The sequence below is a fragment of the Nocardioides sp. zg-1308 genome, assembly GCF_013155375.1.
In the GTDB taxonomy this organism is placed as follows: Bacteria; Actinomycetota; Actinomycetes; order Propionibacteriales; family Nocardioidaceae; genus Nocardioides; species Nocardioides renjunii.
In genome coordinates this window covers 1,755,264-1,775,743 of the sequence record NZ_JABJQY010000002.1, presented here as the reverse complement: position 1 = coordinate 1,775,743, position 20,480 = coordinate 1,755,264, and the positions used below count along the sequence as shown (strand labels likewise).

18 protein-coding genes, 1 tRNA gene and 1 pseudogene are annotated in these 20,480 nt (G+C 72.0%); 8 read left to right on the top strand and 12 right to left on the bottom strand.

Features of this window, described 5'->3' with window-relative positions; genetic code table 11:
- The first annotated feature begins 8 nt into the window (after positions 1–8).
- Complete coding sequence (locus HN031_RS10300; protein ID WP_172269580.1) at positions 9–1,214, top strand: glycosyltransferase; 1,206 nt, start codon at positions 9–11, stop codon at positions 1,212–1,214.
- Here HN031_RS10300 and mptB read toward each other — a convergent pair.
- Positions 1,211–2,533 (bottom strand): annotated as a pseudogene (gene mptB, locus HN031_RS21520) (polyprenol phosphomannose-dependent alpha 1,6 mannosyltransferase MptB); the annotation flags it as partial. The gene HN031_RS10300 and the pseudogene mptB sit on opposite strands and share 4 nt — an antisense overlap.
- Before the next feature lie 150 nt (positions 2,534–2,683).
- On the opposite strand from mptB, the gene HN031_RS10295 reads away from it, so the two are divergent.
- From HN031_RS10295 to HN031_RS10285, 3 genes are all read left to right on the top strand, one after another.
- Complete coding sequence (locus HN031_RS10295; RefSeq protein WP_172269578.1) at positions 2,684–3,592, top strand: phosphodiesterase; 909 nt, start codon at positions 2,684–2,686, stop codon at positions 3,590–3,592.
- A 51-nt stretch (positions 3,593–3,643) separates the two neighbouring features.
- The gene (locus HN031_RS10290) at positions 3,644–4,324 is read left to right on the top strand and encodes a histidine phosphatase family protein (protein WP_172269576.1); all 681 of its coding nucleotides are present in this window, start codon (positions 3,644–3,646) and stop codon (positions 4,322–4,324) included.
- Between the two features lie 258 nt (positions 4,325–4,582).
- Positions 4,583–4,849, top strand: a complete 267-nt coding sequence (locus HN031_RS10285; RefSeq protein WP_172269574.1) for a hypothetical protein — start codon at positions 4,583–4,585, stop codon at positions 4,847–4,849.
- Here the strand turns inward: HN031_RS10285 and HN031_RS10280 are convergent.
- The 4 genes from HN031_RS10280 to HN031_RS10265 all read right to left on the bottom strand — a co-directional run bounded on the left by HN031_RS10280 (position 4,846) and on the right by HN031_RS10265 (position 8,596).
- Positions 4,846–6,186, bottom strand: a complete 1,341-nt coding sequence (locus HN031_RS10280) for an MFS transporter (RefSeq protein WP_172269572.1) — start codon at positions 6,184–6,186, stop codon at positions 4,846–4,848. The two genes, HN031_RS10285 and HN031_RS10280, sit on opposite strands and share 4 nt — an antisense overlap.
- Entirely contained in the window at positions 6,183–7,148 is a 966-nt protein-coding gene (locus HN031_RS10275; RefSeq protein WP_172269570.1) for a carbohydrate kinase, read from the bottom strand. The genes HN031_RS10280 and HN031_RS10275 overlap by 4 nt, the downstream gene beginning before the upstream one ends.
- Before the next feature lie 19 nt (positions 7,149–7,167).
- On the bottom strand, positions 7,168–8,418 hold the full coding sequence (locus HN031_RS10270) for an AGE family epimerase/isomerase (protein WP_172269568.1): 1,251 nt from the start codon (positions 8,416–8,418) through the stop codon (positions 7,168–7,170).
- Between the two features lie 96 nt (positions 8,419–8,514).
- A tRNA-Tyr gene (locus HN031_RS10265) sits at positions 8,515–8,596 on the bottom strand.
- Positions 8,597–8,680: 84 nt separating this feature from the next.
- On the opposite strand from HN031_RS10265, the gene HN031_RS10260 reads away from it, so the two are divergent.
- Positions 8,681–9,172, top strand: coding sequence for a YajQ family cyclic di-GMP-binding protein (locus HN031_RS10260; protein WP_172269566.1), 492 nt, complete (start codon positions 8,681–8,683; stop codon positions 9,170–9,172).
- On the opposite strand, the gene HN031_RS21515 is transcribed toward HN031_RS10260, so the two are convergent.
- The 6 genes from HN031_RS21515 to HN031_RS10230 all read right to left on the bottom strand — a co-directional run bounded on the left by HN031_RS21515 (position 9,156) and on the right by HN031_RS10230 (position 15,422).
- Complete coding sequence (locus HN031_RS21515) at positions 9,156–9,806, bottom strand: B12-binding domain-containing protein (RefSeq protein WP_172269564.1); 651 nt, start codon at positions 9,804–9,806, stop codon at positions 9,156–9,158. The two genes, HN031_RS10260 and HN031_RS21515, sit on opposite strands and share 17 nt — an antisense overlap.
- A gap of 70 nt (positions 9,807–9,876) precedes the next feature.
- Positions 9,877–10,854 carry a sulfate/molybdate ABC transporter ATP-binding protein gene (locus HN031_RS10250; protein ID WP_172269562.1) on the bottom strand — a complete coding sequence of 326 codons (978 nt, stop codon included), beginning with the start codon at positions 10,852–10,854 and terminating at the stop codon, positions 9,877–9,879.
- Positions 10,855–10,899: 45 nt separating this feature from the next.
- On the bottom strand, positions 10,900–11,769 hold the full coding sequence (locus HN031_RS10245; RefSeq protein ID WP_322921032.1) for a sulfate ABC transporter permease subunit: 870 nt from the start codon (positions 11,767–11,769) through the stop codon (positions 10,900–10,902).
- Complete coding sequence (gene cysT, locus HN031_RS10240) at positions 11,762–12,610, bottom strand: sulfate ABC transporter permease subunit CysT (protein ID WP_172269560.1); 849 nt, start codon at positions 12,608–12,610, stop codon at positions 11,762–11,764. The genes HN031_RS10245 and cysT overlap by 8 nt, the downstream gene beginning before the upstream one ends.
- Positions 12,611–12,626: 16 nt before the next feature.
- Complete coding sequence (locus HN031_RS10235) at positions 12,627–13,664, bottom strand: sulfate ABC transporter substrate-binding protein (RefSeq protein ID WP_172269558.1); 1,038 nt, start codon at positions 13,662–13,664, stop codon at positions 12,627–12,629.
- Positions 13,665–13,931: 267 nt separating this feature from the next.
- On the bottom strand, positions 13,932–15,422 hold the full coding sequence (locus HN031_RS10230) for a glycosyl hydrolase family 18 protein (protein WP_172269556.1): 1,491 nt from the start codon (positions 15,420–15,422) through the stop codon (positions 13,932–13,934).
- A 331-nt stretch (positions 15,423–15,753) separates the two neighbouring features.
- Between HN031_RS10230 and HN031_RS10225 the strand changes: the two genes are divergently transcribed.
- Both HN031_RS10225 and HN031_RS10220 read left to right on the top strand, forming a co-directional pair.
- Positions 15,754–17,688: a 2-oxoacid:acceptor oxidoreductase subunit alpha gene (locus HN031_RS10225; protein WP_367650723.1), complete on the top strand. Its 1,935-nt coding sequence runs from the start codon at positions 15,754–15,756 to the stop codon at positions 17,686–17,688.
- Entirely contained in the window at positions 17,681–18,799 is a 1,119-nt protein-coding gene (locus HN031_RS10220) for a 2-oxoacid:ferredoxin oxidoreductase subunit beta (protein WP_172269552.1), read from the top strand. Before HN031_RS10225 ends, HN031_RS10220 begins: the two co-directional genes overlap by 8 nt.
- Before the next feature lie 34 nt (positions 18,800–18,833).
- Here HN031_RS10220 and HN031_RS10215 read toward each other — a convergent pair whose 3' ends face one another.
- Complete coding sequence (locus HN031_RS10215) at positions 18,834–19,244, bottom strand: hypothetical protein (protein ID WP_172269550.1); 411 nt, start codon at positions 19,242–19,244, stop codon at positions 18,834–18,836.
- A 100-nt stretch (positions 19,245–19,344) separates the two neighbouring features.
- On the opposite strand from HN031_RS10215, the gene rarD reads away from it, so the two are divergent.
- Positions 19,345–20,253, top strand: coding sequence for an EamA family transporter RarD (rarD, locus tag HN031_RS10210; RefSeq protein ID WP_322921027.1), 909 nt, complete (start codon positions 19,345–19,347; stop codon positions 20,251–20,253).
- The last annotated feature ends 227 nt before the right edge of the window (positions 20,254–20,480 follow it).

The following is a 20,480-nucleotide window of genomic DNA, read 5'->3' as shown; positions in this document are numbered from 1 at the left end:
GTGCCCGCATGCGCATCGCCCAGCTGGCCAACTTCGTCGGACCCGCCTCGGGCGGCATGCGCACCGCGCTGCGCGCACTGGGCGCGGGCTACGTCGACGCCGGGTGCCGGCGCCTGCTCGTGGTGCCGGGGCCCGAGGACGCCCGCACCTCCACGCCGCTCGGCGACGTCGTGCAGCTGCGGGCACCGCGGGTCGGCGGGGGCTACCGCCTCATCGTCGAGCCGTGGCGGGTGACCGAGGTGCTCGAGGAGTGGGGGCCGACCTCCGTCGAGCTCAGCGACAAGCTGACCCTGCTCCCGGTCGCCCGGTGGGCGCACCGCAGCGGGGTCGGGTCGGTGCTGCTCTCGCACGAGCGGCTCGGCGACATGCTCGCCCTCCGCACCGGCCTCGACACCACCTCCAAGGTCTCGATCGGGCTGCTCAACCGGCTGCTCGTCCGCAGCGTCGACACGGTCGTGGTCACCTCCGACTACGCCCGCCAGGAGTTCCAGCAGGCGGCCGACAACGCCGGCTGCCCCGTCGTACGCGTCCCGCTGGGCGTAGACCTCGAGACGTTCCGCCCCCGTCCCCGCCGGTCCGACCGCCCGTCCGACCGCCCGTCCGTCCCGGTGCTCCGGCTGGTCCACGCCGGGCGGCTCTCGCGGGAGAAGAGCCCGCACCTGGCCGTGGCGACCGCCGTGGAGCTGCACCGCCGCGGCACGCCGGTGCGGATGGACGTCTACGGCGTCGGCCCGCACCTCGACGAGCTGGTCGAGCTCGCGGGCGACGCGCCGGTCCGCTTCCACGGCTACGTCGACTCCCCCGCCCGGCTCAGCCGGGCCCTCGCCGACGCCGACGTCGCGCTGAGCGTCTGTCCCGGCGAGACGTTCGGCCTCGCCGTGCTCGAGGCGCTGGCGTCCGGCACGCCGGTGGTCACCGCCGACCGCGGCGGCGCGCGCGAGCTGGTCGACGGCGCCTCGGGCGCCTGGGCGCGTCCGGACGCCGCCGCGCTGGCCGATGCCGTCCTCGAGGTGGCGGGGCGCCCGGTCGCGAGCCGGCGGGCCGCCGCCCGCGAGCGCGCCGAGCGCTACCCCTGGTCGACGACGGTCGAGTCGTTGCTCGCGGTCCACTCGTCGGTCGCGATGCCGGCCAGCCGCTCGCGGGCGCGCCGGGTGACCAGCAGCAGCGCGGCCGCGGCGGCCACGACGAGGGAGCCGATCACGATCGCGAGGTAGGCGCCGTGCAGGGACGAGTCCATCGGCGCCACGAGGCCGGCGACCAGTGACACGGCGACCAGTGCGGCCGTCGCGGAGCGGCCGAGGCGGAGCACGGCGACGAACGGGACCACCCACAGGAAGTACCACAGGTGGACCACCGGGCTCAGCGCGACAGCCGCCCCGGTCAGCAGCGCGGCGGCGCGGACCGCCTGGGCGCCGTCACCCGTGCGCCACCCGAGGAGGACCGCGACCACCACCGCGACGAGGCCCGCCTGCGCCAGGAGGCGGACCGCGTCGAGGAACGTCCCGTCGCTCGTCCCGAGACCGACCAGCGGCGCGACCACGTCGAGCCAACCCCCCACGAGCGTCGGCAGCGAGAGCGGGGTGTCGACGGTCCCGGGCACGGTGAGGGCGCCGAGCCAGCCGATGCCCAGTCCCCACACCACCCCGGGCACGACGAGGGCGGCCACCGACACCGCGGCGACCCGGGCGGTGTGGCGCACCCGGACGGCCACGCCGGCAGCAACCGGCGCGGTGAGCAGCACCACGGCGACGCACACGAGGCCGCCGGGGAGCTTCACGCCGGCCGCCAGGCCGCCGAGGACGGCGCCCGCGACCCAGCCGTGCTCGCGCGCGACGACCAGCGCGGCGGTCATCAGGCCGACCATGAGCAGGTCGTTGTGCAGCCCCGCGACGCCGTTCGCGACCATCAGCGGGGACGCGAGCACGAGGCACGAGACGAGGGCCGGGTTGCTGCCGCACCAGCGCGCCAGTCGGGGCAGCGCCCACGCGAGCAGCGCGAGGCCGGCGAGCGCCATGACCCGGTGCGCGACCACGAGGAGCCACGGGTCGGCGGTCAGCCCGGCGGCGAGGTCACCACCGATCAGCGGGACCGGCCCGTACGGCGCCGGCGTGGCCATCCAGCGCGGATCGACCCCCTCGACGATCGGCCCGGGGACCGACCGGGGTCCGACCAGGCTCCACGGGCCGTGCTCGTAGGGCGAGATGCCGCGGTGGGCCAGCGTGCCCTGGGCGGCGTACGACCAGCCGTCGCGGGAGAACAGCGGCGGGGCGAGCAGGAGCGGCGCCGACCAGGCCACTGCGGCGGCGCGCACCAGGGCGATCGTGCCGGCCTGCTCCGACGCGTCGGCACGGGCGGCCACGCGGCAGAGGTGCAGCCAGGCCGAGGCCAGCATGCCGAGGCCCACCAGCACGACGACGAGCCCGGCCATCCGTCCCGAGGCAGAGCCGCGCAGCAGCTGCAGCAGGTCGACGTCCGCGACCGTCGCGCTCGACGGGATGGTCGCGACGACCAGGCCGCCGAGCAGGACGAGCACGCTGCCGACGAGTCCCCGTGACACCACGCAGCGGACGGTACGAGCCGTGCTCGACCGCGACCCGACGTCCGGGTGAACGCCGGGCCAAGGCTCACCCCGGGACCGGAATCCGGTGGGGACGCGACGACGTCCGCCCCTAGGCTGCCTGCTGTGAGACAGCTCGGTCAGTACGCCGCCCCCCGGCACGCCGTCGCGCACCTGTCCGACCCGCACCTCATCGGGGGTGGTGCGCTGCACTACGGGATCGTCGACAACGGGGCCCACCTCAGGCGCGCGCTGGAGCGGCTGGCGGCGGTCCGCCCCGCGCCGCAGGCCCTCGTCTTCACCGGCGACCTCGCCGACCGCGGGGAGCCGGACGCCTACGAGACTCTGCGCTCCATCGTCGAGCCGGCCGCCGCCGAGATGGGCGCGGTCGTGGTGTGGACCATGGGCAACCACGACGAGCGCGGCCCGTTCGCCCGCGGGCTCCATGACTCCGACGACGACGGCTTCCAGGACCGGGTGCACGAGGTCGACGGCCTGCGGATCGTCGCCCTCGACACCAGCGTCCCCGGCTACCACCACGGCGAGCTCCGGCGCGAGCAGCTCGACTGGCTCGCCGGTGTCCTCGCCACCCCGGCCGAGCACGGCACCCTGCTCGCGATGCACCACCCGCCGCTCCCGCTGCCGATGCTGCGCGCGGCCGAGCTCATCGAGCTGCACGACCAGCAGGCGCTGGCCGAGGTCGTCGCCGGCACCGACGTGCGCGGGATCCTGGCCGGGCACCTGCACCTCGCGACGTGGTCGACCTTCGCCGGCGTCCCGGTCTCGGTCGTCCCGGCGACCTGCTACACCACCGACCCGGCACCGCTCGACCGCCTCGTCTCCGGCGTCGACGGAGCACAGGCGTTCACGATGGTGCACACCTACGACGACCGACTGGTCCACACCCTCGTCCCGCTCGAGCCCGGACCCGAGGTCACCCATCTCGGCACCGACATCGCCGAGGCGCTGGAGACCGTGCCGCTCGAGCAGGCCCGCGAGCTGGCGTCCTCCAAGACGTCGCCGTTCAACACCTGACCCGCTGCCCCGACCTTCGAACCACCGCCCCACCACCGACGAGGACCACTTGTGCGACTGCTGCTGATGCGCCACGGCCAGACCCACGCCAACGTGTCGGGCGAGCTCGACACGGCCCACCCCGGCGTCGACCTCACCGGCCTCGGCCGGGCCCAGGCGGTGGCGGCGAGCAAGGCCCTCGCCGACGAGCACCTCGACGCGATCTACGTCTCCAGCCGCGTGCGTACGCACCAGACCGCCGCGCCCACCGCCGAGGACCGCGGCCTCGAGCCGACGGTCGTGGAGGGCCTGGAGGAGATCGCGGCCGGCGACTTCGAGATGCGCAACGACCACGACGCCGTGTCCGGCTACATCGGCACCGTCGCGACCTGGCTCGAGGGCGACCTCGCCCACCGGATGCCCGGCGGCGAGACCGGCGAGGAGTTCCTCGCCCGCTTCGACGCAGCGGTAGGGCGCATCGTCGAGGCCGGGCACGACGCGGCCCTGGTCGTCAGCCACGGCGCGGCGCTCCGGACCTGGGTGTCCACCCGGATGGCCCCGCACCCCGACGCGCCCCCGGCGACCCAGCCGCTGCACAACACCGCGCTCATCGTCCTCGAGGGCGACGTCGAGTCCGGCTGGGAGATGGTGTTGTGGCAGGGCCACCCTGTCGGGGGCGACTACCTCGAGGACCCCACGGCCGAGGACCCCACCGGGGACCTCGACGCCGACGGGGACGGGGAGATCGGCTAGGGGCTCCCTCTGTGGGACACGTGTCCGCGTTGTTGCCCTTGGGCGGCGGCGTCCCGGGCCACACCCCGGACACGTGTCCGCGTTGTTGCCCTTGGGCGGCGTCCCGGGCCACGTCCCGGACACGTGTCCGAGTTCCTGCCCCCGCCCGACCACACCCAGGGCGACATCTCGGACACGTGTCGAAGGTCGGGCGCGGCCGGGACGTCGTACGCCTCGCAGCCCCTAGGCTCGTCGCTCCCGAGACCCGGAGGTGACCAGGTGCACGTCTTCATCCGCCCCACGCAGAGCTTCCTCGCGTGCCACGTCTGCGGAGGCCTGGTCTTCGCCCGCCGCGAGGTGAAGATGACGACGACCGGGATGACGTTCTTCGACCTGGACTGGATGAACCGGTCGGCCGACGGGGTCATCTGCATCCGGTGCGGCTTCGTCCACACGTTCATGGGCGACGCGCACCAGTTCATCGACCCGGCCGCGGTCAGGCCCGAGGACCTGCCGGAGGACCCCCTCGCCCAGCCGCGCGCCTAGACCCCCTCGGTCCCGATCCCCGGGTGCACGAAGGGCTGCCCGGCCTTCATCTGCTCGATCGAGCCGGGGTGCACGCGGGCGAGGTGGGCGATGCCGCGGCGGCGGTAGCGGAGGACCTGGACGACGCCGAGCGCCCAGAAGAGGTACTGCACGGCCATGGCGAGCTTGAAGTCGTCGAGGGTGTACGAGCCCATCCCGCCGGACGACGACAGGTCGAGCACGATCCCGATGAGGCCCATGGTCAGCAGCGAGGCGGTGAAGCCACCGACGTTGACGAGGCCGTTGGCGCGGCCGGTCTCGTGGGCGGGCGTGAAGGACCGGGCGAGGTCGAAGGCGACCATCGCCGCGGGACCGCCGCTCGCGGTGGCGAAGGCCATCACGACCACCAGCCAGTCCGGTGCGGCGCCGGACCAGAGCAGCACGGCCGTCCACGGCACCACCATCGCGACCACGACGCCGACCACGATCCACGAGCGGTAGTAGGGCAGCCGGGACACCAGCCGGGCGAGCGCCAGGCCGCTCACGACCGCCCACGCGGTCATCGCCATCAGCAGCGTGCTGGCGGCGCCGGTCGACCACCCCAGGCCCTGCACGAGGAAGGGATAGCCCCACAGGAGCGCGAAGACGGTGCTGGAGAACTGCGAGACGAAGTGCGACCACATGCCCAGCCGCGTCCCCGGGTTGCCCCACACCGTGCGGACCGACTGCGCGAGCGCCCGCAGCTTGATCGCCACGACGTCGTCGCGCCGGTAGGGCGAGTCCTTGACGAGGAGGGCGACCACGACGAGCAGCACCAGACCGATGCTCGAGGTGAGCGCGAAGGCGCGGGTCCAGCCGAGCTCGTGGAGGAGGTACGCCAGCGGGCCGGCGGCGGCGATCGCGCCGAGCTGTCCGGAGAGGCCGGTGACCTGGGTGACCATCGGTCCCTGGCGCACCAGGAACCAGACGGTGACGAGCCGGATCACGCTGATGAAGATCATCGCGTCGCCGGCGCCCACCGCGGCCCGCGCCGCCACCGCCGTCGGGAAGGACTCGGCGAAGGCGAACGAGAGCTGGCCGAGGGTCATCAGCACCAGCCCGCTCAGCAGCATCGCGCGCGAGCCAAAGCGGTCGAGCAGGACGCCGACCGGGACCTGCATGCCGGCGTAGACGACGAGCTGCAGCACCGTGAACGTCGCAAGGCTGGTGGCGCTGATGTCGAAGCGCTCGGAGGCGATGATGCCCGCGACGCCCAGCGAGCTGCGGTGGAACACCGCCAGGATGTAGACCGAGAGCGCGACGAGCCAGATGACCCAGGCCCGGCGCCTCCCGATGTCGTGGACCTGCTCCGCGCTCACCCCTCGCCCGCTCCGGCACCGCCGAGCGCGGCCGTCAGCTCCGCCCGCCACGGCGGGTCGGCGCCGGGTCGCGAGACGTTGATCGCGGCGCCGATCGCGGCGGTCGTGACCGCACCGAGGACGTCGCGGTCCGGCAGTGCCTGCAGCGCCGCCGCGCCGCCCGGGCCGCGCACGCCGAGGTCGAGGAGGGCGTCGAGCAGCACGCCGCTGAAGGTGTCGCCGGCACCCACGGTGTCGGCCACGGCGACCGGGACCCCCGGCACCTCGAGCACGGCTCCGCCACGGCGTACGACGACCGCGCCGGCGCTGCCGCGGGTGACGACCACCAGCCCGGGGCCGGCCCCGACCCAGCGGGTGGCGGTCGCGACGGGGTCGTGGTCGGGGTGCAGCCAGTGGAGGTCCTCGTCGCTGACCTTGACCACGTCGGCCAGTGCGACCAGCTCCTCCACCCGGGCGACCGGCCCGGCCCGGTCGGGCGTGATGGCCGGGCGGGCGTTGGGGTCGAGGGAGACGACGGCCCTGCCGTGCTGCGAGCGGACCGCCTCGAGCACCGCGTCGGCGCCGGGCTCGAGCACGGTCGCGATGGAGCCGACGTGCAGCACGTCGCAGTCCTCGTCGGGGACGGGGCCGAGGTCCCACGAGAGGTCGAAGTCGTAGGTCGCGGCTCCGCTCGCGTCGAGGGTGACGGCGGCGGTCGACGTGCGTCCGGTGCCGGTCGGTCCGGCGAGCACCGTGACGCCGCTCGCCTCGAGCCACGCACGCACCGCACCCCCGCGGGCGTCGTCGCCCAGCAGGGTGACCAGGCGGACGTCGCGGTCGAGCCGGCCGAGGGCGATGGCGACGTTGGCGGGGCTGCCGCCCGGATGGTCGCGCGGCTGCCCGGACGCGTCCGGGACCACGTCGACGAGCGCCTCGCCGACGACGAGGACCCTCGCCGGCGCATCCGTCAGGGGTCCCGTCATGGGTCCATCATGCCGCTGGTCAGAGCCGCTCGAACGACGCCCCGGCGAGGGCGAGACCGGACGCCAGGCTCGGCGCCAGCGGCAGCCGGGGCAGCAGCGTGGCCTGGACGGCGTGGTAGAGGTCCGGCTTGCCCGGCCACACCGACGCCTGCGGGCGGTTGGCGGGATCCAGCTCGTGGTGCCACGAGCCGCGGTCGGTGTCGACGAGGTGCTCGGCCGCGTAGGCCCACCACTCGGCGTACCGCTCCGCGTAGCGGCTCTCGCCCGTGCGCCGGTGCAGCGCCGCGGCGGCGGAGATGCCCTCGGCCGCGACCCAGTGCATCCGTTGCCGTACGACGGGCGTGCCGTCCCAGTCGGTCGTGTAGACGAACCCGGGTGCGCCGTCGACGTGCCAGCCGTCGGCCACCGCCCGGTCGAAGAGCAGGCGGGAGGTGTCGAGGAGCCCGGGCGGGGCCGCCTCGCCCAGCGATGCCTCGAGGTGGAGCAGCAGCCGCGACCACTCCAGGCCGTGCCCGACGGTGGCGCCGAAGGGCTTGAAGGGGTCGTCGGGACGGTCCCGGTTGAGCTCGAGGTCCACCGACCAGTCGGGGCCGAAGTGCTCGGGCAGCCGGCCGTCGTGTGCCCCCGCGAGGTCGACCACCAGGCCGGCGAGCCGGGCCGCCCGGTCGTGCCAGACCACCTCGCCCGTGACGTCGCCGACGGCGAGCATCGCCTCGACCGAGTGCATCGTCGCGTTGAGCCCGCGGTAGGGGTCGGCGTGCTCCCAGTCCCGGTCCCAGCCGTCGACGACGCGACCGAGGGCCTCGTCCCAGAAGTGCTCCTCGAACACGCGGGTCGCCTCGGCGAGCAGGTCCTCCGCACCGGGCAGCGCGGCGACGACCGCGGTCGAGCCGGCGAGCATCACGAACGCGTGGTCGTAGCAGGACTTGCCGGTGCCGCCGCTCGGCGCCCGGTCGGCGTCCACCGCACCGAACCAGCCGCCGTGGTCGGCGTCGCGCAGCGTCGTGGCGAGGCCGTGCAGCGCCGCGGTGGCGATCGACGAGCTGCCCTCGACCCCGAGCAGCGAGCCCAGTCCGTACACGTGCACGGTGCGGCTGGTGATCCAGGTGCGCACCGGACGCGACAGGTCGGGCGCCCCGTCGTCGTCGAGCCAGGCGGCGCCCCCGGCGGGGTGGGTCACCCGACGGCCGAAACCGAGGAGGCGGCGGCACTCGGCGGCGAGCCACTCGTCGGTGGGACCGGACTGCCGCGACGTCGTCTGCTCACTCACGCCGAAAGTCAGGCAGAACGTCGGCCGGCGGTCAAGCCGCGGGCTGCCGGGAAATGGCCACTCCCGGACCCGCTGCGCGAGTCCGGGAGTGAGGTGTGGCAGGTAGAGGATTCGAACCTCTGTAGGCAATGCCGGCTGATTTACAGTCAGCTCCCTTTGGCCGCTCGGGCAACCTGCCGGGCCGTGCGGAACAATAGCAAGGCACGAACCCCGCTACGAATCGCCGGGGCACCCCGGCAGCCCCACTGAAGGAGGCACACACATGGCTGACTCGAGCTTCGACATCGTGAGCAAGCTGGACCGCCAGGAGGTCGACAACGCCCTGAGCCAGGCCGCCCGCGAGATCGCCACCCGGTTCGACTTCAAGGGCACCGGCGCGAGCATCGAGTGGAAGGGCGAGAGGGCCATCGAGATCACCGCCTCCGCCGACGACCGCGCCAGCGCGGTGCTCAGCGTCTTCCAGGACAAGCTGGTCAAGCGCAACCAGAGCCTCAAGATCCTCGAGACCTCCGAGCCGCGCCAGTCCGGCCAGGTCTCCAAGATCGACATCGCGCTCAAGGAGGGCATCACCTCCGAGGACGCCAAGAAGATCTCCAAGCTCATCCGCGACGAGGGCCCCAAGGGCGTCAAGGCGCAGGTGCAGGGCGAGGAGCTCCGCGTGTCGTCGAAGAAGCGCGACGACCTGCAGGCCGTGCAGCAGCTGGTGAAGTCGCAGGACTACGACTTCGCGGTGCAGTTCACCAACTACCGCTGAGCCGCAGCAGCTCGCCGACCAGCACCACGACCGCGCGCACGGCGTCGTCCGGCAGGGCGGTGGCGCCGATCTCGGAGACCGTACGCCCGTCCGCGCCGCGCCCGGCGACGTACAGGGGGTGCGCCGCGCTGAGCCGGCGCAGGGCCGTCGCGTGGGCGGTGAAGGCCGTCGACCGGGTCGCGGCGAGCACCACCGCGTCGGCCGCCGTGGCGCGCGCGACCGTGAGGATCGCCGGGACCGGGGTGTCCGCACCGAGGAAGCGGGTGCGGACCCCGCGCTCGCGGAGCATCAGGGCCACGCAGAGCAGCACCATGTCGTGCCGCTCCCCCGACGGGCAGGCGAGCAGCACGACGGGCGCCGACGCCGACGGGTCCTCGAGGACCGGGTGCGGCGGGACGGCGGAGAGCACGGCGAGCCTGCGCCGCAGCATGTCGGTCACGAAGTGCTCGTGCGCCACCGACAGCGTGCCTGACTCCCAGCGGTCACCGACCTCCGCGAGGAAGGGCAGCACGACGCCCGCGACCGCGCCCGACAGGGGCAGGTCCCACAGGAGCCTGGCGATGGCGATCTCCGCGGCCTCGGTGTCGAAGGCCTCGACCGCCGCCCAGAGCTCCTCCCGGGTCGTCGTGTCCACCCGCGCACGCTAGTCGCGGGGGAGGAATGGGTGCGCATCCTCGGCACCGCTCCCACCCCAAGGGCGGTCCTCAGCCGGCCACGGCCATCCGCGGCACCATCGTCGCGCCCGCGGCGGGGGTCAGCCACACCGTGCTGCCCTCGGTCAGGCCCGCGGAGCGGGCGTGGGCCCGGGTGACGACCACGGACACCTCGTCACCGTCGACCGTGAGCACGGTCATCCGGACCTCGAAGCCGATCCGCACGAGGCGCGCGACCGTGCCCTCGACGGCACCGGCCATCTTGGGCGCCGTGTCGACGTCGATGTCGTGCGGCCGCAGCGAGCTCCCGCCGAGGTGGGTCACCTCACCGAGGAAGGACATCACGAAGTCGTTGGCGGGCTCGTCGTAGAGCTGGTCGGGCGTGCCGACCTGCTCGACGCGGCCCTCGTTGATCACCACGATCTCGTCGGCGACCTCGAGGGCCTCCTCCTGGTCGTGGGTGACGAAGACGGTGGTCACGTGCACGTCGTCGTGCAGGCGGCGCAGCCAGTCGCGCAGCTCCTTGCGGACCTTGGCGTCCAGGGCGCCGAACGGCTCGTCGAGCAGCAGGACCGAGGGCTCCACGGCGAGCGCCCGAGCCAGGGCCATCCGCTGGCGCTGGCCGCCGGAGAGCTGCGAGGGCAGCCGGTGCGCGAACTGCGAGAGGTGCACCAGCCGCAGCAGCTCGTCGACCCGGTGCGCGATCTCGTCCTTGGGACGCTTGCGGATCTCGAGGCCGAAGGCCACGTTCTTGGCGACCGTCATGTGCTTGAAGACGGCGTAGTGCTGGAAGACGAAGCCGACGTTGCGCTTCTGCGCGGGCAGGTTCGTGGCGTTGACGCCCTCGATGCTGACCGTGCCCGTGTCGGACTTCTCCAGCCCGGCGATGATGCGCAGCAGCGTCGACTTGCCGCCGCCGCTGGGCCCGAGCAGGGCGGTCAGCTGGCCGGTCGGGATGGTGACGTTGACGTCCTCCAGGGCGACGAAGTCGCCGAACTTCTTGTTCAGCCCTTGCACGTCGATGCTCATGGGTGGCCTTTCGGGGAAAGAGTCGAGAACCGGGTCGAGGACCGGTCAGGGGTGGTTCTTGGGACGGATGATGGCGACGATCACGATGCAGGCGACGGACACCATCGCCAGCAGGAACGCGGTCGCGTAGGCGCCCTGCTGGTCGAAGTTGAGGTACTTCTCCTCGACGACGAGGGTGGCGGTGCGGGTCTGCCCGAGCACGTTGCCGGAGACGACCTTGACCGCCCCGAACTCGCCGAGCGACCGGGCGAGGGTCAGCACGACGCCGTAGACGATGCCCCACTTGATCGACGGCAGCGTGATCCGCAGGAAGCGCTGGAGCGCGCTGGCGCCGAGGCTCTGCGCCGCCTGCTCCTGCTCGATGCCGATCTCCTCGAGCACCGGCACGAGCTCGCGGATCATCAGCGGCAGGGCGACGAACGTGGTGGCCATGATGATGCCCGGCGTGGAGAAGATGACGTCGAAGCCCCAGCCGGCGAGCGTCGGGCCGAACCAGCCGTTGCGCCCGCTGTAGACCAGGACGAGCGCCAGGCCCACCACGATCGGCGAGACCGAGAGCGGGATGTCGAGCAGGGCGTTGAGCACGCGCTTGCCCGGGAACTCGTAGCGGACGAGCAGCAGCGAGATCCCGATGCCGAAGACGGTGTTGATGATCACGGAGAACACGGCGACGTACGCGCTGAGCTGGAGCGCGACGACGGTGTCGGGGTCCTCGAGCAGCGCGGTGATGGAGCCGAAGCCGCCCTCGAACGTGTTCGTCACGACCAGGGACACCGGCCAGGCGACCAGGAAGAACAGGTACGTCGCCGCGATGATCCGCAGGACGTAGGTCATCGGGGTCTTGCGCACCCGCGGCGGCCGGCGGCGTTCCTCCACCGGCGGCGCGACGGGCTCGTGGACCAGGGTGTCAGCCACGTGCGGCCACCCTCCTCTGGATGACGTCGAGCAGCACGATCACCGTGAGCGAGATGACCAGCAGCACCGTCGCGACGGCCGCGGCGGCCGCGACGTTGTCGTTCTCGATGCTGCTGAGGATCCGCACGGAGGTGACCTCTGTCTTGAACGGGAGGTTGCCCGACAGCAGCACGAGCGAGCCGTACTCGCTGACGCCGCGGGCGAAGGACAGGGCCGCGCCGGCCGCGATGGCGGGGGCGAGGCTGGGCAGGATGATGCGGCGGAAGGTGGTGACCCGGCTCGCGCCCAGGGACGCGGCCGCCTCCTCGACGTCGCGGTCGAGCTCCTCGAGCACCGGCTGGACCATGCGGACCACGAACGGCAGCGTCACGAAGAGGAAGGCGAGGAAGACCGCCGGCCGCTGGTTGGCGATGTCGACGCCGATCGGGCTGTCGGTGCCGTAGAGCGAGAGCAGCACCAGGCCCGCGACGATGGTCGGCAGCGCGAAGGGGATGTCGATCATCACCTCGAGCACCGACTTGCCCCAGAACCGGTCGCGCACCAGGACCCACGCGATGAGCGGGCCCATGACGACGTTGACGGCGGTGACGCCGAGGGCGGTGAACACGGTGAGCCGGATGGCGGCCGCGGTCTGGCCGTTGGTGATGGTCGACCAGAAGACGTCCCAGCCACCGTCGATGGCGGTGACCACGACGGCCATCAGGGGGATCAGGACCAGCGCGCTGAACCAGATCATGGCGATGCCGAGCCCGAGTCCCGACGACCGCGTGAGCGTGGAACGCGGACCCGACCGGCGAGGAGTCCTCGCCGGTCGGACCGCTGCGATCTCGGTGGAGGTCATGTGGAGGTGGGGCGGATCACTCGAGCGAGAGGCCGGCGTTGAGGATGGCCTCGAAGATGAGCCCGTTCTCCTCGTCGAAGAACTTCGTCGACACCTCGTCCCAGCCACCGAAGTCCTCGTCCACCGTCAGCAGGGTGGGGACCTCGGGGAACGGGTTGGACGGGTCGGTCGCACCCTCGACGGTGCCGCCGTAGTCGACGTCGTCGCGGATCGGGCGGAAGCCGGTCAGCGCGAACTGCTTCTGGCCCTCGTCGGAGAGGACGAAGTCCAGCCACGCCTGCGACGGCTCGGAGGCGTCCTCCAGGATGGCGCCGGCGTTCTCGATGAGGAGGGAGGTCTCGGGCAGGACGTACTCGAAGGCCTCGTCGTTCTGGGCGGCGAGGATGGCCTCGTTCTCGTAGGCCATCAGCACGTCACCGGTGCCGCCGAGGAAGGCGGTGGTGGCGTCACGACCGCTGCCGGGCAGCGAGACGACGTTCTTGAAGAACTTGTCGACGTACTCGGTCGCCTCCTCCTCGGTGCCACCGTCGCTGATCACCTGCCCGTAGGCGGCGAGGGCGTTCCAGCGCGCGGCGCCGGAGGACGCGGGGTTGGGCGTGACGATCTCGACGCCGGGCTTGACCAGGTCGGCCCAGGTCTTGATGTTCTTGGGGTTGCCGTCGCGGACACCGAACACCACGACCGAGCGGGAGACGACGCCCTTGTTCTCACCGGCGTCCCAGTCGTCGGCCACGAGGCCCTCGTCGACGAGGCGGGTGACGTCGGTCGGGACCGAGAAGTGCACGTAGTCGGCCTCGAGGCCGGCGGCGACCGCGCGGCTCTGGTCGCCGGAGGGACCGTAGGAGGTCTGGAACTGCACGCCCTCGCCCTCGTCGGTCTTGGTGAACTCGGCGGCGATGTTCTTGTTGGCCGCCTCGGGGACCGCGAAGCCGACGATGCTGATGGTGTTGGCCGCGTCGTCATCGCTGCCGCTGGCACCACCCGGCGCGCAGGCGGACAGGGCCAGGGCCCCGACCAGAGCTGCCGCGAGTGCGGCACGTGAACGGATCTGCATGGGGGGTACTCGACTTTCTCGATCGGTGAGCAATGTCGAGAAAGATACATGACTTTATGGATGTCGATGACATTGGTCCGAACCCCGAGCGTGTCGCCGTCCGAGCGCACCTCCGGGAACGCCCTCGGGCGCCCCTGCGGAGGCCACTGGAACGCCACCCGGGAACGCCACCCGGAACGCCACGGACCGGGAGCGGTCGACCGCTCCCGGTCCGGGCGTGCCGCCCCGCAGGGGCGACATCCTGTTCAGCGCTGGATCAGTGCCCGATCAGCGCAGGCCGCTGCTCACGGCGGTGATGAGCTCACCGTTGGCGGTGTCGCCGGACAGCTCCCAGAAGAAGGCGCCGGCCAGGCCCTGCTGCTTGGCGTAGGCCATCTTCGTGCCGATCGTGGCCGGGGTGTCGTAGCTCCACCACTGGTCGCCGCACTTGGCGTACGCGGTGCCGCCGACCGTGCCCGTCGCCGGGCACCGCTGCTTGAGGACCTTGTAGTCCTCGATGCCCTGCTCGTAGGTGCCGGGGGCCGGGCCCGTCGCCGAGCCGCCGGGCGCGGCCTGCGAGACGCCGGACCAGCCACGACCGTAGAAGCCGAGGCCGAGGAGCAGCTTGGAGGAGGGGACGCCGAGGGACTTGAGCTTGGCGATCGCGGTGCTCGAGTCGAAGCCCTGCGTCGGGATGCCCGCGTACGACGTCAGCGGCGAGTGCGGCGCCGTCGGGCCCTGGGCCGCGAAGGCGCCGAAGTAGTCGTAGGTCATCGGCATGTACCAGTCGACGTGCTGCGCCGCCTGCCCGTAGCCACCCGCCTCGATCTTGCCGCCGCTCGTGCCGTCCGCGGTGATCGCCGCGGTGACCAGGTCCGTGCCGAAGGCGCCTCGCAGTGCCTGCATCAGCCGCGGGAAGGCCTGCGTCCCGCTGGTGTCGCACGTCAGGCCGCACGCGTTGGGGTACTCCCAGTCGATGTCGATGCCGTCGAAGACGTCGGCCCACCGGGGGTCCTCGACGAGGGCACGGCACGAGGACGCGAAGGCCTGCGGGTTCTGGGCCGCCTGGCCGAACCCGCCGGACCAGGTCCACCCGCCGAAGGACCACAGGATCTTGAGGTGCGGGTGCTTGGCCTTGAGCTTGCGCAGCTGGTTGAAGTTGCCGCGCAGGCTCTGGTCCCAGGTGTCGGCGACGCCGTCGACGCTCTGCGCGGCCGTGTAGGCCTTGTCGTGGTCGGCGTACGGGTCACCCACGGTGCAGCGACCGTTCTGGACGTTGCCGAACGCGTAGAGGATGTGGGTGAGCTTGGCGGCGGAGCCGGAGGTGTCGAGGTCCTTGGCGTGGAAGTTGCGGCCGTAGGTGCCCCAGTTGGTGAAGTAGCCGATGACCTTCTTGCCGCTCGGGCTCGGCGGGTTCGTCGTCGGCGGCGGCGTCGTCGGCGGCGTGGTGGTCGGCGGGTCGGTGGGCTGGGTGCCACCACAGGCGCCCAGGTCGGCCCAGACCCCCCACTCCCCGGTCGTCCCGGGCGTCTCGTTCTGGGTCCACCACTTGGCGCGCCAGGTGCGCCCTGCGTGGGTGACCTGGTTGTTCGCGGTGTAGACCGCGGTGGCGGTCCAGGCCGGGGCGGTGCAGGCAGCCAGGGCGGCAGGGCCGGCCGGCGCGAGCGTGGAGGCGGGTGCGGCGAGCGCGAACGGCAGCAGCGCCACCGTCAGCACGGTGGCGGCGACGAGGCCGACGGCCCGCCGGACGGGCGGTCGAGGGACGAGCGTGGACAGCATGGATCCTCCCGAGTGGATGGGGCGCGGTGCGCCCGGTCGCCTCGACCGTAGGGACTGCGTGACATCGGTCACAAGGGGTTCGTTAGTCGGCCTTACCAATCCGTCGGGCGGATTCGTTCGGCGGACTAACAAAAGGGCAGGTCGTGGCGCGTGTCACGCTCACCGGGCCTCGCGGAGAATCGCTTCGGCGGCCGTCTCACATGCTGGAAGACGCGACGCGACAGCGTCCCGCGGCGGCCGCATGACCCCTGTCACACCCCCCGCTCGGAGGCCGTCCCACCACGCAGCCGAGCGTCGGTCGGTGACCGGGCGGCGGCTATCGTTGACGCTTGTGGTAGCACCCGAGAAGCAGGTCAAGCAGCTCGACCGCGTCATCATCCGGTTCGCCGGTGACTCCGGCGACGGCATGCAGCTCACCGGCGACCGTTTCACGCAGGAGACGGCCGCCTTCGGCAACGACCTGGTCACCCTCCCGAACTTCCCGGCGGAGATCCGCGCACCCCAGGGCACGCTCCCGGGCGTCTCGTCGTTCCAGGTCCACCTCGCCGACCACGACATCCTCACCGCGGGCGACGCCCCCGACGTGCTCGTCGCGATGAACCCGGCCGCGCTGCGGGCCAACCTGGGCGACCTGCCCAAGGGCGCGACGATCATCGTCGACACCCACGACTTCACCGCCCGCAACCTGACGAAGGCGGGCTACACCGAGAACCCGCTCGACGGCGACGGCCTCTCCGAGTACGCCGTGCACACCGTCGACCTCACCGGCATGACGGTCGAGGCGGTCAAGGAGTTCGGGCTGTCGCGCAAGGACGCCTCGCGCGCCAAGAACATGTTCGCGCTGGGCCTGCTGTCGTGGATGTACGGCCGCCCGACCGAGACGACCGACGCGTTCCTCACCAAGCGCTTCGCCAAGGTGCCCGACATCCGCGACGCCAACCTCGCGGCGTTCAAGGCCGGCTGGAACTTCGGCGAGACCACCGAGGCGTTCGTGGTCCGCTACGAGATCAAGCCCGCCAAGATGGCGCCCGGCAACTATCGCAACATCACGGGCAACCTCGCCCTGTCCTACGGCCTCGTCGCCGCGGGTGTGCAGTCGGGCCTGTCGGTCTTCCTGGGGTCGTACCCCATCACCCCGGCCTCCGACATCCTCCACGAGCTCAGCAAGCACAAGGGCTTCGGCGTGACGACGTTCCAGGCCGAGGACGAGATCGCCGGCGTCGGCGCAGCCATCGGCGCCTCCTTCGTCGGCCAGCTCGGCGTGACCACCACCTCCGGGCCCGGCGTGGCCCTCAAGTCCGAGGCCATCGGCCTGGCCGTGATGACCGAGCTGCCCCTCGTCGTCATCGACGTGCAGCGCGGCGGACCCTCCACCGGGCTGCCGACCAAGACCGAGCAGGCCGACCTCCTGCAGGCGATGTTCGGCCGCAACGGCGAGGCCCCGGTGCCGATCGTCGCGCCGCAGTCCCCCGGCGACTGCTTCGACGCCGCGATCGAGGCCGTGCGCATCGCCGTCACCTACCGCACACCGGTGATGCTGCTCTCCGACGGCTACCTCGCCAACGGCTCCGAGCCGTGGCGCATCCCCTCCCTCGACGAGCTGCCGACCATCGACCCCGACTTCGCGACCGCCACCAACTACGGCGACGGCGACGACGCGGAGTTCTGGCCCTACCTCCGCGACGAGGCCACCCTGGCCCGCCCGTGGGCGATCCCCGGCACGCCCGGGCTCGAGCACCGCATCGGCGGGCTGGAGAAGGGTGACGGCCACGGCAACATCTCCTACGACCCGGCCAACCACGACTTCATGGTCCGCACCCGCCAGGCCAAGGTCGACCGCATCGCCGACTCGCTCCAGCCGCTCGTGGTCGACGACCCGGGCGCCGAGGACGGCCGCGGCGCCAAGGTGCTCGTCCTCGGCTGGGGCTCGACCTACGGCCCCATCGGCGCCGGCGTACGCCGTGTCCGCCGCGCCGGCTACCGCGTCGCGCAGGCCCACCTGCGCCACCTCAACCCCTTCCCCCACGACCTGGGCGAGGTGCTGCGTCGCTACGACAAGGTGCTGGTGCCCGAGATGAACCTCGGCCAGCTCTCGATGCTGCTGCGCGCGAAGTACCTCGTCGACGTGGTCGGCTACAACGAGGTCCGCGGTCTCCCGCTCAAGGCAGCCGTCCTCGCCGACGTGATCGGCGGACTGGTGGCCGAGGCCGAGGGGATCGACGTGGACCTCACCCCCACCACCGACCAGGAGAGCAACGATGACTGAGCCCCTGACCGACCTGGGCATCCCCGCCTTCCGCTCCGGCATCGAGGCGGTCCCGACCACCGACCAGCCCCAGACGGGCAAGGACTTCACCTCCGACCAGGAGGTCCGCTGGTGCCCGGGCTGCGGCGACTACGCCGTGCTCAAGGCCGTGCAGTCCTTCCTGCCCGACCTCGGCCTGCGCCGCGAGAACATCGTCTTCGTCTCCGGCATCGGCTGCTCGTCGCGCTTCCCCTACTACCTCGACACCTACGGCATGCACTCGATCCACGGCCGCGCGCCGACGATCGCCACGGGCATCGCCACGGCTCGCGAGGACCTGTCGGTGTGGGTCGTCACCGGCGACGGGGACGCGCTGTCGATCGGCGGCAACCACCTGATCCACACGCTGCGCCGCAACGTCAACATGACGATCCTGCTCTTCAACAACCGGATCTACGGCCTCACCAAGGGTCAGTACTCCCCCACCTCGGAGACCGGCAAGGTCACCAAGTCGACGCCGATGGGCTCGCTGGACCACCCCTTCAACCCGGTGTCGCTCGCCCTGGGCGCCGAGGCGACGTTCGTGGCCCGCACCATCGACTCCGACCGCAAGCACCTCACCTCGGTGCTCGCCGCGGCCGCCGCCCACCGCGGCACCTCGCTGGTCGAGATCTACCAGAACTGCCCGATCTTCAACGACGGCGCGTTCGACGCCATCAAGTCCCCCGAGACCAAGGCCGACGCGATCATCCCGCTGGTGCACGGCGAGCCCGTGACCTTCGGCGCCGCGCTCGACGACGGACGCGGCAGCAAGGCGCTGGTCCGCGACGAGGCGACGGGCGGCGTGAAGGTCGTCGCGACCGCCGACGTGGCCGCGGCCGACGTCGTGGTGCACGACGCCCACAGCTCCGACCCCACGCTGGCCTTCGCCATCTCCCGCCTGACCGACTCGGGCTACCTCAACACCTCGCCGATCGGCATCTTCCGCCAGGTCGAGCGACCGACGTACGACGACGCCGCCCGCGAGCAGGTCGCCAGCGCGACCCACGAGTCCGGAGACGGCGCCGCCGCCGACCGCTCCGCCAAGCTGGCGGCGCTGATCGGCGGCGGGGACACCTGGACGATCCTCTGACCCCGGTCGGGGTCGGGGACCGTCCGGGCGGGGCTCAGCGGAAGTAGAGCGTCCAGACCTTGCCCTTGGTGTTGCCGTAGCCGTTGGAGTTGTCGACCTTCGAGCGCCACTTCCAGCGGCCCTTCGAGGGGGCGTAGATGCGGGTCTTGAAGACGCCGCGCTCGTCGGTCTTCACCTTCTTGACGGTCTTCCACTTGCAGGAGCCGCAGGCCTTCTTGAGGATCTTCACCTTCTGCTCGGCGTAGGGCAGCAGGGTGCCGTCGGCCTGGGGCTCGCTCACGGTGCCCTTGAGCTTGAAGGCGTTGTAGGAGACCTGCTTGTCGCCCGGCGGCACCTCGTCGATGATCCGCTTGGGCAGAGAGCCGGCGCTCGCTCCCGTGGCGAGCGCGCTGGAGACGAGCAGGGCGGCCACGAAGGCCGCCAGGACTGCGCGGAAGGTCCGCATGTGTAACTCCCCCTCGAGAGACGACTGGAACTGGTGCGACCGGGGTCCCGCCCCCGGGGCCCCACCATCGTAGGCGACCGGCCGCCCCTACACTTCCCGAGTGCCAGATAGCCGTCGCGGCGTGATCCTCGGTGCGCTGGCCTACATCCTCTGGGGCACCTTCCCGCTCTACTGGACCCTGCTGGAGCCCGGCGGCGCTGTCGAGATCCTCGCCCACCGCATCGTGTGGTCGCTGCTGACCATGCTCGTCATCGTCGTGCTGTGGCGCCGGGCCGGCCAGCTCCGCGCCCTGGTGCGCGACCGCCGCAAGGTGCTCATCCTCACCGGCGCCGCCGTGGTCATCTCGTTCAACTGGGGCGCCTACATCTGGGGCGTCAACAACGGTCGGGTCGTGGAGACGTCGCTGGGCTACTTCATCAACCCCCTCGTCACGGTCCTCATGGGCGTGCTCGTCCTCGGCGAGCGGCTGCGACGCCTGCAGTGGGTGGCCATGGGCATCGCCTTCGTCGCGGTGGTCGTGCTGGCGGTCGACTACGGCCGACCGCCGTGGGTCGCGCTCGTCCTCGCCTTCAGCTTCGGCACCTACGGCCTCGCCAAGAAGCAGGCGGCCGTCGACGCGGTGGAGAGCATCACCCTGGAGACCCTCGTGCTGGCGCCGGTCGCGGCGGCGTACATCGCGTGGCTGATGTCGACGGGCGAGTCCAACTTCGCCTCGCACGGCACCGGGCACGCGCTGCTGTTCACCACGACCGGGATCATCACCGCCATCCCCCTCATGCTCTTCGGCGCCGCCGCCATCCGGGTGTCGATGGTGTCGCTGGGGCTGCTGCAGTACCTCGCGCCGACCATCCAGTTCGCCCTCGGCATCCTGGTCTTCGACGAGGCGATGCCCGCCAGCCGGTGGATCGGCTTCGGCCTGGTCTGGGTGGCCCTCGCGGTGTTCACCATCGAGATGGTGAACCACCGGCGCCGACAGCTGCGCCTGGTGGCGCACGCGAGCGCTGCCTGAGGGCTGTGGGGCCTCGGTGGTCGTTGGTCGCTCGTCTTCTTCGGTGGTCGCTCGTCTCCTTCGCTGGTCGCTCGTCTCCTTCGCTGGTCGAGTAGCCGAGGAACGAGGCGTATCGAGACCCCTCCCGTCGGGGTCAAGCAGCCGAGCTGAGGCACGATCGACGCGTATCCAGACCCGGGCTGCCTCGCTGATCGAGTAGCCGGGAACGAGGCGTATCGAGACCCGGC

Coding starts and splice junctions, on each gene's coding strand:
- cysT (WP_172269560.1), bottom strand. CDS start 12,610: ATGACCTCCACCGAGATCGCAGCGGTCCGACCGGCGAGGACTCCTCGC.
- HN031_RS10300 (WP_172269580.1), top strand. CDS start 9: ATGCGCATCGCCCAGCTGGCCAACTTCGTCGGACCCGCCTCGGGCGGC.
- HN031_RS10260 (WP_172269566.1), top strand. CDS start 8,681: ATGGCTGACTCGAGCTTCGACATCGTGAGCAAGCTGGACCGCCAGGAG.
- HN031_RS10235 (WP_172269558.1), bottom strand. CDS start 13,664: ATGCAGATCCGTTCACGTGCCGCACTCGCGGCAGCTCTGGTCGGGGCC.
- HN031_RS10220 (WP_172269552.1), top strand. CDS start 17,681: ATGACTGAGCCCCTGACCGACCTGGGCATCCCCGCCTTCCGCTCCGGC.
- HN031_RS10230 (WP_172269556.1), bottom strand. CDS start 15,422: ATGCTGTCCACGCTCGTCCCTCGACCGCCCGTCCGGCGGGCCGTCGGC.
- HN031_RS10250 (WP_172269562.1), bottom strand. CDS start 10,854: ATGAGCATCGACGTGCAAGGGCTGAACAAGAAGTTCGGCGACTTCGTC.
- HN031_RS10215 (WP_172269550.1), bottom strand. CDS start 19,244: ATGCGGACCTTCCGCGCAGTCCTGGCGGCCTTCGTGGCCGCCCTGCTC.
- HN031_RS10275 (WP_172269570.1), bottom strand. CDS start 7,148: ATGACGGGACCCCTGACGGATGCGCCGGCGAGGGTCCTCGTCGTCGGC.